This is a genomic window from Rubrivivax sp. JA1055 (assembly GCF_020966565.1).
Lineage (GTDB): Bacteria > Pseudomonadota > Gammaproteobacteria > Burkholderiales > Burkholderiaceae_C > Rubrivivax > Rubrivivax benzoatilyticus.
Genome location: NZ_JAJKFP010000007.1, coordinates 279,979 through 293,436 on the forward strand (window position 1 = coordinate 279,979; position 13,458 = coordinate 293,436).

A 13,458-nucleotide genomic window follows, 5' to 3' on the forward strand; every position below is an offset into this window, starting at 1 on the left:
GGTCAGGCCCCGGGCGGGACGTCCGGCGCCGGCGGCGCCTCGGGGCGCGGCGGCTTCGGCGGCTTGGGACGCGCAGGCTTGGCGTGGATCTTCTGCAGCGCGCGGTCCATCTCGCCGGCGAGCAGCAGGTCCGACGCGGCGAGCGACTGCTCGATCGCCTTGGCGATGGCCTCGCGGTGGTCGGGTGAGGGCTTCTTCAGCACCCAGTTGACGACCTCGGCGCGCACGCCGGGGTGGCCGATGCCCAGGCGCAGGCGCCAGAAGTCCAGCGTGCCGAGCTGGCTGTGGATGTCCTTCAGGCCGTTGTGGCCGGCGGCGCTGCCGCCGAGCTTGATCTTGGCCTCGCCGGGCTGCAGGTCGAGCTCGTCGTGCACGACGAGGATCTCGTTCGGTGCGATCTTGAAGAAACGCGCCAGCGTCGCGACCGAGAACCCGGAGCGGTTCATGTAGGTCATCGGCTCGAGCAGCCAGACCGGGCCGTGCGGCGTGTTCACGCGTGCGGCCAGCGCCTGGTAGCCGCGTTCGGGCACGAGGCGCGCGCCGAGCTTGTCGGCCAGCGCCTCCAGCCACCAGAAGCCCGCGTTGTGGCGCGTGGCCTCGTACTCAGGGCCCGGGTTGCCCAGGCCGACGAACAGACGAATCATGGTCGAGGATTATCCGGAGCCCGGAAACGACAAGGCCCCACCGAGGTGGGGCCCCAAACGGTGTGCGCAGCCGGCGCGAGGCCGGCCGGGGCATCACTTCTTGTTCTGCTTCTCGTCCTTCTTGCCCTTGCCCTTGCCCTTTTCGGGCGCGGCCACCGGGGCGACGATCACTTCTTCCTCGGCCTTCGGCATCGTGACGGCGACGATCGCCGGGTTCAGCGTGCCGTGGCGCACGGCCTTGATGCCGGCCGGCAGCTTCAGGTCGTTGAGGTGCAGGCTCTGGTTCTTCACCAGGCCCGACAGGTCGATCGTCACGAACTCGGGCAGCTGCGAGGCCAGGCACTCGATCTCGATTTCGGTGGCGACGTGGCTGACCAGGCACTTGTCGGTCTTCACCGCCGGCGAGTTCTCTTCGCCTTCGAAGTGCAGCGGGACCTTCTTGCGCAGACGGGTCGTCTCGTCGACGCGCTGGAAGTCCACGTGCATGACGATCGGCTTCCAGGCGTGCATCTGGAAGTCGCGCAGCAGGACCTTCTCGACCTTGCCGGCCAGTTCCATCTCGAGGATCGACGAGTGGAAGGCTTCCTTCTTCAGCGCGAAGAAGAGGGCGTTGTGATCGAGCTCGATCATCTTCGGCTCGCCGGCACCGTAGACGATGCCCGGAACCTTGGCGGCGTTGCGCAGGCGGCGGCTCGCTCCGGTCCCCTGGACGCTACGCTCGTAAGCAGTGAATTTCATGTGGACTCCACAGTTGCGAAAAAGGGGCCCGCGACCAGGCCCCAAATAGGAAAAGGGCTCGCGAAGCGAGCCCGCTTTCCGAATCAGAAATTACTGTTCTGCTCGGCGAACAGCGAGGTCACCGACTCGCCGTCGCTGATGCGGCGGATCGTCTCGGCGAACAGGAACGCGACGCTGAGCTGGCGGATCTTCGGGCAGGCCTTGGCTTCCGGGCTCATCGGGATCGTGTTCGTGATGACGACCTCGTCGATCTGCGAATTCTTGATGCGCTCGACGGCCGGGCCGGAGAACACCGGGTGCGTGCAGTAGGCGTAGACGCTCTTGGCGCCGCGCTCCTTCAGCACCTCGGCGGCCTTCACCAGCGTGCCGGCGGTGTCGATCATGTCGTCCATGATCACGCAGTTGCGGCCGTCGATCTCGCCGATGATGTGCATCACCTCGGAGACGTTGGCGGCGGGGCGGCGCTTGTCGATGATCGCCAGGTCGCAGCCGAGCTGCTTGGCCAGCGCGCGGGCACGGACCACGCCGCCGACGTCCGGCGACACGACGACCAGGTCCTTGTAGGCCTTGCTCTTCAGGTCCGACAGCAGCACCGGGCTGGCGTAGATGTTGTCGACCGGGATGTCGAAGAAGCCCTGGATCTGGTCGGCGTGCAGATCCATCGTCAGCAGGCGCTCGACGCCCACCGTCTCGAGCAGGTTGGCGACGACCTTGGCGCTGATCGGCACCCGCGTGCTGCGCGGGCGGCGGTCCTGGCGGGCATAGCCGAAGTACGGGATCACGGCGGTGATGCGGCGAGCGCTGGCGCGCTTCAACGCATCGACCATGATCAGGAACTCCATCAGGTTCTCGTTGGTCGGGCTGCAGGTCGGCTGCACGACGAAGACGTCGCGGGCACGCACGTTCTGCCGGATCTCGACCGTGACCTCGCCGTCGGAGAAGCGACCCACCGAAGCCCGCCCGAGCTCGACGCTCAGATGCGTGGCAATTTCCTGCGCCAGCACCGGGTTCGCGTTGCCGGTGAAGAGCACGGTATTGAACAGCACGATGGGGATCTCCGGGAGCGCTGACGGCGACGCGCCGTCAGAGAGAATTTTGGCAGGGGAGGAAGGACTCGAACCCTCGCATGTCGGAATCAAAATCCGATGCCTTAACCAACTTGGCGACTCCCCTACACAGGACCCGGCTAGGCCGCGCCCTTGAAACCGTCTCAGTCACGAGCCCAGCCGACCAGCGGATGATGCTCCAGACTGCGGCACATCCGTCCGACCCAACCTTCCGGAAGCTCGGCTTCCGAAAATGTCGCCAGGGGTCGATCGCCTGTGCCAACTCTCGCGAAGACTGCGCTGCCTGAGCCTGTCATGCGGCTGTTGCCGTAACGTCGCTCCAGAAAGCTCAGGGCTTGCGCCACATCGTTGCATCGGTCCTGCGCGGGGGGTTGCATGTCGTTGCAACCGTATCCTGCACTGAATTCCGCGACAACTTTGTCCTCTGCGGGAGAGCCCAAGACTATAGCAGATGTATCCCGTTTGAGAAGGGGGTGTTCGAAGATTTCTTTCGTGGACAGCCCTTCGGCGGGTTTCACGACCGCGTACCACTGGCGCGGCAGCTCGATCGGCGTGAGCTTCTCGCCGATGCCTTCGACGAAGGCGTTGCGGCCGCCGACGAAGAACGGCACGTCGGCGCCCAGCGTCGCGCCCAGCGCCAGCAGGCGCTCACGCGGCCAGTCCAGGCCCCACAGGCGGTTCAGCGCCAGCAGCACGGTCGCGGCGTCGGAGCTGCCGCCGCCCATCCCGGCGCCGGACGGCAGCTGCTTGGCGATCGAGATGTCGACGCCCAGCGTCGTGCCGCTGGCGGCCTGCAGCGCGCGCGCGGCGCGCAGGCAGAGATCGTCGGCCGGCAGCGCCACGCCGAGGTCGTGGCGGGCGATCCGGCCGTCGTCGCGGCGCTCGAAGTGCAGCGTGTCGGCCCAGTCGATCAGCACGAACGGCGACTGCAGCAGGTGGTAGCCGTCGGCGCGGCGGCCGACGATGTGCAGGAACAGGTTCAGCTTGGCCGGGGCCGGGACGTCGAGCAGCGATCGCAAGGTCATGGGTCGCGACTCTAAGCCGTCGCCCGTCCGGTCACGCTTGCGCCGAGCCAAGCGCGCCTCGGTCCGGGTTCATTCCGGCGCTTGCTCCAGCCGCACGCGCACCAGCACCGGCGGCGGTGCCGCACGCGAGGCCTCGACCCAGCCGTCGTCGCGCCGCGCGAGGTCGATCGTCCAGCCCAGCTGATCGAAGCCACGTGCCGTCGGCTGCGACGCGGCGCCGGGCCAGGGCCGGCCGGCCAGCCAGTCGGGCAGGGCGGCCAGCGGCAGCGCCTCGCCGAGCGCCTCGCGCGAGAGCTCGTCCAGCCCGGCGTAGCGCGTGCTGCCCTCGGCGGTGGTCAGCACCGCCTCGCCAGGCGCCCAGCGCGCGGTGGCGACGATGCTGCCCAGCGGCGAGGTCAGGCGCAGCTCGCCGCGCTCGCCGTCGCCCTGCAACTCGAATCCGCTGGCCAGGCGGCGCAGCGGCGCGTCGGCGGGGCGCACCTCGACCGACAGCTTGCCGGCCACCCAGCCGCCAGCGTTGTGCGGCACCGTCGTGCAGCCGGTCAGCGCGAGGGCCGCGGCCGCGAGCAGCGCGCGCTTCATGCGGCCGCGCTCACGGCCGCACCTTCAGCCGCTTCAGGGTCTCGACCAGGACCTCGTTGTCGGCGTCGCGGCCACGGGCCTCGGCCCAGACGCGCCGCGCCTCGTCCTGGCGGCCGTCGGCCCACAGCACCTCGCCGAGGTGGGCGGCGATCTCGGCGTCGGGGCGCGAGGCGTAGGCGCGCTGCAGCAGCTCCAGCGCCCGGGCGCGGTTGCCCAGGCGGAACTCGACCCAGCCCAGGCTGTCGGTGATGAACGGGTCGCCGGGGGCGAGTTCGAGCGCCCGGGCGATCAGGTCGCGGGCCTCGGGCAGGCGCTGGCCGCGATCGGCCAGCGAGTAGCCCAGCGCGTTGTAGGCGTGCGCGTTGTCGGGCTTGAGCTCGATGACGCGGCGCAGCAGGCGCTCCATCTCGTCGATGCGGCCGAGCTTCTCGGCCAGCATCGACTGTTCGTAGAGCAGTTCGGGGTCGTCGGGCTGCAGCTTCAGTGCCTGGCCCATCACCTCGTAGGCCTCCTTCCAGCGCTTGACGCCGCGCAGCATCGACGCCTCGGCGTCGAGCCGGGCGCGCAGGTCCTTCGGCTCGCTGCCGGGCATGGCCTGCAGCAGCCGGCGCGCGTCGTCGACGCGGCCCTGGCGCGCGAGCATCGACGCCCGCCGGGTCTGGACCTCCAGCGCACGCTCGGGGGCGTCGACACGCGCCAGCCAGCGCTCGGCGGCGGCGTAGTCGCCACGCTGCTCGGCCGAGGCCGCCAGCATCAGCCAGGCCTGGACGCGGCCCTGGGCCGGCGCGTGCGAGCGGTCGTCTTCGCCGCCGCCGCTGGCGGCAGCGCTCGCGGCCGACGCCGGCGCCGCGGCGGGTTCGGTCAGCTCCAGGTAGCGGCGCAGCGCGGCCTCGCCCTGGGCGGCGTGCCGGAGCTCCAGGTGCAGCGCGCCCAGCGTCAGATAGGGCGGCGCGAGATCGGGCTTGCGCCGGGTGACGGTTTCGAGCTGGCGCAGCGCCTCGGCATAACGCTGCGTGCTGGTCAGCGCCCGCGCGTACAGCAGCAGCAGCGCCGGCTCGGCGTCGGGGCGGGCGGCGTAGTCGGTGACGATGGGCTCGGCCTCGGGCCGGCTGGGCAGCAGCTCCAGTGCCAGCAGCACCGGCGCCTGCGCCGCCGGGTCGGCGGCATGCGCCTGGCGCGCCAGCTCGAGCGCGCGCGTGCCGTCGCCTGCGGTCAGCCGCGCGCGGCCGATCGCGATCTGCGCGGCCACCCGCGTCGCCGGGGTCTCCAGGTACGGTGCGAGCACCTCCTCGACGAGCCGGGCGCCGCGCGCCGGGTCGGCCGCACGCTGCAGGAAACCCGGCACCGCGGCGATGATGCCGCTGCGCTCGGCCGGGGTCGCGGCCGCCAGCAGCGCGCGCAACGGTTCGGCGGCCTGGTCCAGGCGGTTCATCGCCGACAGGATCTGCAGCTCGGTGCGCAGCGCCTCTTGCGAACGCGGCAGCGCCGTGCGCCAGGCGCGTGTGGCGGTCAGCGCCTCCTCGCCGGCCCGGGCCTGCAGCGCGATCTCGACCGCGCGGCGGAACAGCAGCTCGTCACGGCTGCGCCGCGCGGCGTCGAGGATCACCTGGTAGGCGGCTCCCGGCTGGCCTTGGCGGGCCTCGATCTCGCCGATCAGCAGCTGGTAGAACAGCGGCGCGTCGAGGGCCGAGTTGCGCACCTCGGGTGGTGCCGGGGGCGATGTGGCGACGGCCCCCTGGGCCCAGGCAGAGACGGCGGCGAAGGCCAGCGCGGCGGCCAGCGGACGGGCGCCGCGGCGACGCGCGGCGACAAGGGAACGGCAAGGCATCTCGACATAATGCCGCATGCCCGAATTGCCCGAAGTCGAAGTCACGCGCAGGGGCATCGACGAGCCGCTGCGTGGTGCCGAGGTCTTGGCGGTGCGCCTGGGCAAGGCCTTGCGCTGGCCGCTGGGCGTCGCGCCGCAGGCCCTGCTCGGCGCCCGCGTGCTGCCGGTGCAGCGGCGCGGCAAGTACCTCTGGCTGCCGCTGCTCGGCGGCTGCGGCGGCGGGCTGCTGCTGCACCTGGGCATGTCCGGCTCGCTGGCGCTGCACCCGGCCGCGCCGGCGCCCGGCCCGCACGACCACTTCGACCTCGTCACCTCGCACGGCACGCTGCGCCTGACCGACCCACGGCGCTTCGGTGCCGTCGTCTGGTCGCCGTCCACCGCCGACCCGCCGGCGGCGACGCTGCTGGCCGCGCTCGGCGCCGAGCCGTTCGACGCCACGCTCACGCCGCAGTCCTTCCATGCCGCGCTGCAGCGCCATCGCACGCCGATCAAGGCGATGCTGCTGTCCGGGCGCATCGTCGTCGGCGCCGGCAACATCTACGCCTGCGAGGCGCTGCATCAGGCCGGCATCCACCCGGCGACGCCGTGCCGGCGCATCGGCCCGCTGCGCGCGGCGCGGCTGCTGCAGGCGCTGCGCGAGACGCTGGCGCAGGCGATCGAGCTGGGCGGCTCGACGCTGCGCGACTTCCGCGATGCCCACGGCATGAACGGCGAGTTCCAGCACCATGCCCGGGTCTACGGCCGTGCCGGCGAACCCTGCCCGCGCTGCGGCGCCGCGGTGCGGCGTGTCGTGCAGGCGCAGCGCGCCACCTATTTCTGCGCCGCCTGCCAGCGTCCCTGAACGCGACGGATTGCGCAGCTTGTTTCCTTGACGCGGCGCCGCGCGCCCGGGCGCGCGGAGGGCTGCGCTAGCATCGGCCGCGCCATGAAGAGTTCCCTGGTCTCGACGCTCGACTCCCTGGCCGCATGGCGGCAGGACGTCGACCGCCGCGTGGCCGTGTTCGCGCGTTTCCTGGCCGATCACGAACTGGTCGACGCGGCGCAGACCGAGCTGCTGGCCACGCTGCGCGAACGGCTGGCGGCCGAGCGCGTGGTGCTGGCCTTCGTGGCCGAGTTCTCGCGCGGCAAGTCCGAGCTGATCAACGCGATCTTCTTCGCGGCGGCCGGCCGCCGCGTGATGCCGGCGACTCCCGGGCGCACGACGATGTGCCCGGTCGAGCTGTTCCACGACCCGGCGCAGCCGCCGCGGCTGTCGCTGCTGCCGATCGAGACCCGGCTGGCCGGCCTGTCGCTGGCCGAGCTGCGCCGCCGCGACGAGGCCTGGCAGTCGCTGCCGCTGGATCCGCAGGACCCGGAGCAGCTCGCCGCCACGCTGGCAGCGGTGACGCGCTCGCGCCGCGTCACCGTTGGCGAGGCGCGTGCGCTGGGCTTCTGGCACGACGAGCGCCCCGAGGACAACCCGCCGCTGCTGGCCGACGGCCAGGTCGAGGTGCCGGCCTGGCGCCACGCGCTGATCAACTTCCCGCACGCGCTGCTGTCGCGCGGGCTGGTCGTGCTCGACACGCCGGGCCTCAACGCGATCGGCGCCGAGCCCGAGCTGACGCTGTCGCTGCTGCCGTCGGCGCATGCCTGCGTGTTCGTGCTCGCGGCCGACGCCGGCGTCACGCGTTCGGACCTCGCGATCTGGCGCGAGCACCTGGGCAGCGACGGGCTCGAACGGTTCGTCGTGCTCAACAAGATCGACACGCTGGCCGATCCGCTGGCCGAGCCGGCCGTCGTCGCCGCGCAGATCGAGCGCCAGCGCGACGCCAGCGCCGCCTCGCTCGGCGTGGCGCGTTCGCGTGTCTTTCCGCTGTCGGCGCGCGAGGCGCTGGCCGCGCGCGTGGCCGGCGACGCCGCGGCGCTGGAGCGCAGCCGCCTGCCGGCGCTGGAGTCGGCGCTGACCGCCGAGCTGATCCCGCGCCAGCACGAGGTGCTGGCCCAGGCGGCGGCCGGCTGCGCGCAGCAGATGCGCAGCGCCGCGTCGCGCCGCCTCGCCGACCGCCGCCGCCAGCTCGCCGAGCAGCTGCTGGAGCTGCGCGGCCTGCGCGGCAAGAGCGCCGCCAAGGTGCGGCTGATGCTCGACCGTGTCGAGGCCGAGTCGGCCGAGTTCGACGGCTGCGTCAAGCGCCTGGCGGCGCTGCGGCTGGTGCAGACGCGCCAGCTCGCTGCGCTGCTCGACCGCCTGGGCAGCGACGCGCTGCGCACCGAGGTCTCGGCGATGCTGTCGGCCATCGGCGGGCGGGCTTTCACCGCCGGCGCGCGCGAGAGCTTCGCGACGCTGTTCAAGCGCCTGCGCGCCACGCTCGGCGACGCCAGCGCACGCACTGACGAGATGCGGCGCATGCTGGACTCCAGCTTCGTGCAGCTCAACGCCGAACACGGTTTCGCCTTCGCGCTGCAGCCGCCGCCGCTGCTCAACGCCTACGTCGACCAGCTCGACCAGCTCGAGCAGAACTACGGCCGCTACCTCGGTCTGGCCCAGGGCTGGCGCATGGCGATGCCGGGCTCGGCCGAGCAGTTCCGGCGCATGCTGCTGGCCAAGCTGCGCGTCGTCTTCGAGCGCGCTGCGCATGACGTCGAGGTCTGGAGCCAGTCGCAGTCGGCGCAGGTCGACGAGCAGCTGCGCGAGCGCCGCCGGGGCTTCCGCCGGCGCCGCGAGGCGCTGGTGCGCATCCAGTCGGCCGCCGGCGAGCTCGAGGGGCGCATTGCCGAGGTCGAGCAGCAGGACCAGCACCTGGTCGCGCTGCAGGTCGGGCTGGACCGCGTCGTCGCCGACCTGGTGGCCGCGGCGCGCGACGCCGAGGGCCTCGAGCGGGCGCCCGTCGAGGCGTCCGCGGCCGCGCCGCTGGCCCGCGACGCCGCCTGATGCCCGACACCACGATCGCCGCGCGCGTCGTGCGCTGGCAACGCACGCACGGCCGCCACACGCTGCCGTGGCAGAACACGCGCGACCCGTACCGCATCTGGCTGTCCGAGGTGATGCTGCAGCAGACCCAGGTGGCGACGGTGCTCGGCTACTACGAACGTTTCCTGCAGCGCTTTCCCGACGTCGCCGCGCTCGCCGCCGCGCCGCTGGACGAGGTGCTGGCGCTGTGGAGCGGGCTGGGCTACTACAGCCGCGCGCGCAACCTGCACCGCTGCGCGCAGGCCGTCGTCGCCGAACACGGCGGGCGTTTCCCGCCCGACGCCGCGACGCTGGCGACGCTGCCCGGCATCGGCCGCTCGACCGCCGCGGCGATCGCCGCTTTCGCCTACGGCGAGCGCGCCGCGATCCTCGACGGCAACGTCAAGCGCGTGCTGACGCGCGCGATCGGCTTCGGCGGCGACCTGGCACGCCCGGCCGAGGAGCGGGCGCTGTGGCGCGAAGCCGAGGCGCTGCTGCCCGAGCAGGACATCGAGCGCTACACGCAAGGCCTGATGGACCTGGGCGCGACCGTCTGCCTGGCGCGCCGGCCGCAGTGCCTGCTGTGCCCGCTGGCCGAGGTCTGTGTCGCGCGCACCGAAGGCGCGCCCGAACGCTATCCGGTGAAGACGCGCACGCTGCGCCGCGGCCGGCGCCGCCACGCGCTGCTGTGGCTGCAGCGCGCCGACGCGGTCTGGCTGGTGCAGCGCCCCGACAGCGGCGTCTGGGCCGGGCTCTGGAGCCTGCCCGAGTACGAGTCGGCCGAGGATCTGGAGGCGCTCGTCTCCGGCTGGCCGGGGCAGGGCGCCTGGCTGGCCCCGTTCGTGCACGTGCTGACGCACCTGGACTGGACCTTGGAGCCGCTGCGCTGGACGCTGCCGCCGGCGCTGGCCGCCGAGCCGGGCGCCGTCGAAGCCGTGCTGCCGGCCGGGCGCTGGTTCACGCGTGCCGAGGCGCTGGCCGCCGGGCTGCCGGCGCCGGTGCGGCGCCTGCTCGAAGCCGACGCGGTGCTCAGCCGATGACGATCGACTTGTCGCGCAGGTAGCCGTCGACGATCGACAGCCGGATCACCGGATCCTCGAGTTCCATCAGCTTCTGCTTGGCCGACAGCGGCACCGGCAGCAGCTCGCACCAGCGGTTGGCCACCCAGCCGGCGTCGTCGAAGCGGTAGGGCTCGGCAAACGGCTGGTGGCCCTGTTCGTCGAGTTTGCGGATCGCCTCCTGCAGCGCCTGCACCGTCGGCTGCATCGCCTCGCCCGGCGCACGCAGCGCGTCGGCGGCGATGTCCTCGACCTCGCAGGTCCAGAGCCCGTCGGGCTGCTGCGCCGGTGTGCCGGCGAGGCGGAACCGCTCCAGCCCGGTGCCGAGCACCCGCAGCAGCCCGGGGCCGTCGGCGTCGACCTCGTCGAGCCGCACGACGACGCCGACCCTTTCGAGCTTCACGCCCTGCGCCGCGGTGCCGGTCTCGCGCCCCTGCTGCAGGCAGACGATGCCGAAGCCGGTGCCTTCGCGCAGACAGCGTGCGACGAGGTCCAGGTAACGCGCCTCGAAGACCTTCAGCCCGACCAGCCCGCCGGGAAAGAGCACGGCCTGCAGCGGGAACAGCGGCATCAGTCCCGTTGGGCTCATCGACAACCCCTCGCCTGTTGGCCTGCGGAGGTCTTCCCCCCGGGGACAGCCCGCCACTGGCGGGCAGGGGGAGCGCCCGTGGCATACGGGCCGGATCCGATCCGGGTCTCCCGGTCGGATTCGGAGCCCCTTTGGGGCTGAGCCCGGACGAAGACAGTCCGGAGGACTGTCTGCGCCTGGCGAAGAGCCGGCCGTCCCCGGCCGGCGCGCCCTGCAAGGGCGGCCGCCAGGCGGCCGGGGGCCGTCATTTCACCCACGGGCGTCGAGCTCGCGATGGCGGATCAAGGTGGCCTGGCGGCCTTCGAAGCGCCGGGCCAGATGCTCGACGCCGTAGACCGAGCGGTGCTGGCCGCCGGTGCAGCCCAGCGCGACCGTCAGGTAGCTGCGCTGGTTGTCCTCGAAGGCCGGCAGCCAGCGTTCGATGAAGGTGGCGATCTGCTCGAGCATCTCGCCGGCATCGGTTTGCGCCCGCAGGTAGGCGGCCACCGGCTCGTCGCGGCCGGTCAGCGCGCGCAGCTCGCGCACGTAGTACGGGTTGGGCAGCGCACGCAGGTCGAAGACGAAGTCGGCGTCCAGCGGCACGCCCTGCTTGAAGGCGAAGCTCTCGAAGACCAGCGTCAGCGCCGACTCGCGTGCGCCGGCCAGCCCGCGCACCCAGGCACGCAGCACCCCGGGGCGCAGCTGGCTGGTGTCGATGACGGTGGACTTCTCGCGCAGCCCCGCCAGCAGCTCGCGTTCGAGCTCGATCGCCTCGACCAGCGCGCGCGCGGCGTCGTTGCCGGCCGGCACCGAGGACAGCGGGTGCGGCCGGCGGGTCTCGGAGAAGCGCCGCACCAGCGCGTCGGTGCTGGCGTCCAGGAACAGCGAACGAACCTTCAGCCCTTCGGCGCGCAACTCGTCGATCAGCGGCAGCAGCAGCGGCAGCGAGCCGACGGTGCGCACGTCCACCGCGACGGCCACGCGCCGCGTCCAGCGGCCGTGCTCCAGGCGGATGAACTCGCGCAGCAGCTCCGGCGGCAGGTTGTCGACGCAGAAGTAGCCGGCATCCTCGAGCGCGTGCAGGGCGATCGACTTGCCCGAGCCGGAGATCCCGGTGACGAGGAAGATCTCGTTGCCGCTGCCGTCGGGCAGCGGCGCCCATTCGCTGGGCGGCGGGTCGACGAATCCGCTCACTGGAACTCCCTTCGGCCTGCGGCCGCTGCGGCCCGGCAGGAACGAGCCCGCGGCAGGTCCCGAGGGCTCATCGTGCGTTCCCTGCCAGCATCGCCTCGGCGTGGGCGCGGCTGGTGCTGGTCAGGCGTTCGCCGCCGAGCATGCGCGCGACTTCGGCCACGCGGGCCTCGCCGGCCACCGGCCGCACCTCGCTGACCGTGGCCTGGCCCTGCAGCGCCTTGGCGACGACGAAATGATGGTCGGCGCAGGCCGCGACCTGCGCCAGGTGGGTCACGGCCAGCACCTGCGTCGTGCCGCCGAGCTGCTTCATCAGCCGCCCGACGCTGTCGGCCACGGCGCCGCCGACACCGGCGTCGATCTCGTCGAAGATCAGCGTCTGCGCGCCGTCGCCGGGCGCGTTGGCGGCCGTGGTCACGGCGATCGCCAGCGCCAGACGCGACAGCTCGCCGCCCGAGGCGACCTTGGCGATCGCACGCGGCGTGCTGCCGGCGTGGCCGGCGACACGCAGCTCGACGTTCTCCAGCCCGTAGGCCTGCGGTTCGTCCTGCGCCACGATCGCGACCTCGAAACGCCCGCCGGCCATGCCCAGCTGCTGCATCGCCTGCGTCACCGCGTCGGCGAGTTTGGGCGCGGCCTTGGCGCGGGCGCGGCTGATCTTCTTCGCCTCGTCGCGCCAGGCGCGTTCGGCTTCGGCGGCGGCCCGTTCGAGGCCGTCGAGGTCGGCGGCGGCGTCGAGCGCCGCGAGTTCGGCCTTCCAGCCGGCCAGCAGCGCTGGCAGCTCGATCGGCTGGCGGCGGTAGCGCCGCGCCAGCGAGACCCAGGCCCCCAGGCGCGCGTCCAGGTCGGCCAGGCGTTCGGGGTCCGGTTCGCGGCGGCCGAGGTAGCTGCCCAGCGTGTGCGCGGCGTCTTCCAGCTGCGCTTGGGCGCCGCGCAGCACCTCGACGACCGAGGCCAGCTCGGCGTCGTAGCGCTGCACCTCCTCCAGTGCGTCGATGGCACGCGCGATCAGCGCATCGGCAGAGGGTTCACCTTCGGCGGTGGCGTCCAGCGCCGCGCGGGCGCCGTCGAGCAGCGCCTGGCCGTGCGCCAGCCGCTGGTGCTCGGCGTTCAGCTCCTCCCACTCGTGTTCGCCCGGCGCGAGCTTGTCGAGCTCGCCGATCTGCCAGGCCAGGCGCTCGCGTTCACGCTCCAGCGTGTCGCGCTGCGCGCGGGCGGCGTCCAGTGCGGCCAGCGCCTGGCGCCAGGCGGCCCAGCGGGCGGCCAGCGGGCGCGTGTCGGCACCGGCCTGGGCGTCGAGCAGCGCGCGCACCGCGGCCGGGCGCGTCAGGCTCTGCCAGGCGTGCTGGCCGTGGATGTCGACGAGATGGTCGGCGGCTTCGCGCAGCTGCGTCACGGTGGCCGGGCTGCCGTTGATCCACGCCCGGCTCTTGCCCTGGGCGTCGATCGTGCGGCGCAGCAGCAGCGTCGGCTCGGCGGCGAAGCCGGCCTCGTCCAGCCAGGCGGCCAGCGAAGGCGGGGCGTCGAACTCGGCGGCCACTTCGGCGCGTGCCGCGCCTTCGCGCACCAGCGCCGCGTCGCCGCGAGCGCCCAGCGCCAGCTGCAGCGCGTCGATCAGGATGGACTTGCCGGCACCGGTCTCGCCGGTGAGCACGCTGAAGCCGGCGTCCAGCTCGATCTCCAGGCGTTCGACGATGACGACGTCGCGAAGAGAAAGTCGGCGGAGCATGTCAGTCGGTCAGGTTGCCAAGCAACAAGGCAGCGTCAGGAATTCGGCGTCTCAAGCTGCCGCCGTGGACCGGCTTCGCCGGGCCACTGGCGGCGCCCCCTG

Annotated in this window: 12 protein-coding genes and 1 tRNA gene; 3 read left to right on the top strand and 10 right to left on the bottom strand. The window is 72.7% G+C overall.

Annotated elements, in window-relative coordinates:
* Positions 1–2: 2 nt before the first annotated feature.
* The 7 genes from pth to LOC65_RS17875 all read right to left on the bottom strand — a co-directional run bounded on the left by pth (position 3) and on the right by LOC65_RS17875 (position 5,884).
* Complete coding sequence (gene pth / locus LOC65_RS17845; protein WP_009858310.1) at positions 3–644, bottom strand: aminoacyl-tRNA hydrolase; 642 nt, start codon at positions 642–644, stop codon at positions 3–5.
* A gap of 93 nt (positions 645–737) precedes the next feature.
* Positions 738–1,382: a 50S ribosomal protein L25/general stress protein Ctc gene (locus LOC65_RS17850; RefSeq protein WP_009858311.1), complete on the bottom strand. Its 645-nt coding sequence runs from the start codon at positions 1,380–1,382 to the stop codon at positions 738–740.
* Between the two features lie 83 nt (positions 1,383–1,465).
* On the bottom strand, positions 1,466–2,428 hold the full coding sequence (locus tag LOC65_RS17855) for a ribose-phosphate pyrophosphokinase (RefSeq protein WP_009858312.1): 963 nt from the start codon (positions 2,426–2,428) through the stop codon (positions 1,466–1,468).
* 50 nt (positions 2,429–2,478) lie between these two features.
* Positions 2,479–2,555 (bottom strand) — tRNA-Gln (locus LOC65_RS17860).
* A 37-nt stretch (positions 2,556–2,592) separates the two neighbouring features.
* A complete protein-coding gene (gene ispE, locus LOC65_RS17865; protein WP_230248528.1) occupies positions 2,593–3,474 on the bottom strand; it encodes a 4-(cytidine 5'-diphospho)-2-C-methyl-D-erythritol kinase in 882 nt (293 codons plus the stop codon).
* A gap of 69 nt (positions 3,475–3,543) precedes the next feature.
* Positions 3,544–4,056 (bottom strand): outer membrane lipoprotein LolB, encoded by a 513-nt coding sequence (locus LOC65_RS17870; RefSeq protein ID WP_230248531.1) that lies wholly within the window; start codon positions 4,054–4,056, stop codon positions 3,544–3,546.
* Between the two features lie 10 nt (positions 4,057–4,066).
* Entirely contained in the window at positions 4,067–5,884 is a 1,818-nt protein-coding gene (locus LOC65_RS17875; protein ID WP_230248532.1) for a tetratricopeptide repeat protein, read from the bottom strand.
* Between the two features lie 16 nt (positions 5,885–5,900).
* On the opposite strand from LOC65_RS17875, the gene mutM reads away from it, so the two are divergent.
* The 3 genes from mutM (at position 5,901) to mutY (ending at position 9,850) form a co-directional block, all read left to right on the top strand.
* The gene (mutM, locus tag LOC65_RS17880; protein WP_009858316.1) at positions 5,901–6,725 is read left to right on the top strand and encodes a bifunctional DNA-formamidopyrimidine glycosylase/DNA-(apurinic or apyrimidinic site) lyase; all 825 of its coding nucleotides are present in this window, start codon (positions 5,901–5,903) and stop codon (positions 6,723–6,725) included.
* Positions 6,726–6,809: 84 nt separating this feature from the next.
* On the top strand, positions 6,810–8,792 hold the full coding sequence (locus LOC65_RS17885; protein ID WP_230248534.1) for a dynamin family protein: 1,983 nt from the start codon (positions 6,810–6,812) through the stop codon (positions 8,790–8,792).
* Positions 8,792–9,850, top strand: coding sequence for an A/G-specific adenine glycosylase (gene mutY, locus LOC65_RS17890; RefSeq protein WP_164962900.1), 1,059 nt, complete (start codon positions 8,792–8,794; stop codon positions 9,848–9,850). Before LOC65_RS17885 ends, mutY begins: the two co-directional genes overlap by 1 nt.
* Here the strand turns inward: mutY and LOC65_RS17895 are convergent.
* The 3 genes from LOC65_RS17895 to recN form a co-directional block, all read right to left on the bottom strand.
* Complete coding sequence (locus LOC65_RS17895) at positions 9,840–10,457, bottom strand: LON peptidase substrate-binding domain-containing protein (RefSeq protein WP_230248536.1); 618 nt, start codon at positions 10,455–10,457, stop codon at positions 9,840–9,842. The genes mutY and LOC65_RS17895 overlap by 11 nt on opposite strands.
* 249 nt (positions 10,458–10,706) lie before the next feature.
* Positions 10,707–11,588: an RNase adapter RapZ gene (gene rapZ, locus LOC65_RS17900; RefSeq protein ID WP_230248754.1), complete on the bottom strand. Its 882-nt coding sequence runs from the start codon at positions 11,586–11,588 to the stop codon at positions 10,707–10,709.
* A gap of 109 nt (positions 11,589–11,697) precedes the next feature.
* Entirely contained in the window at positions 11,698–13,356 is a 1,659-nt protein-coding gene (gene recN / locus LOC65_RS17905; protein ID WP_230248537.1) for a DNA repair protein RecN, read from the bottom strand.
* Positions 13,357–13,458: the final 102 nt, after the last annotated feature.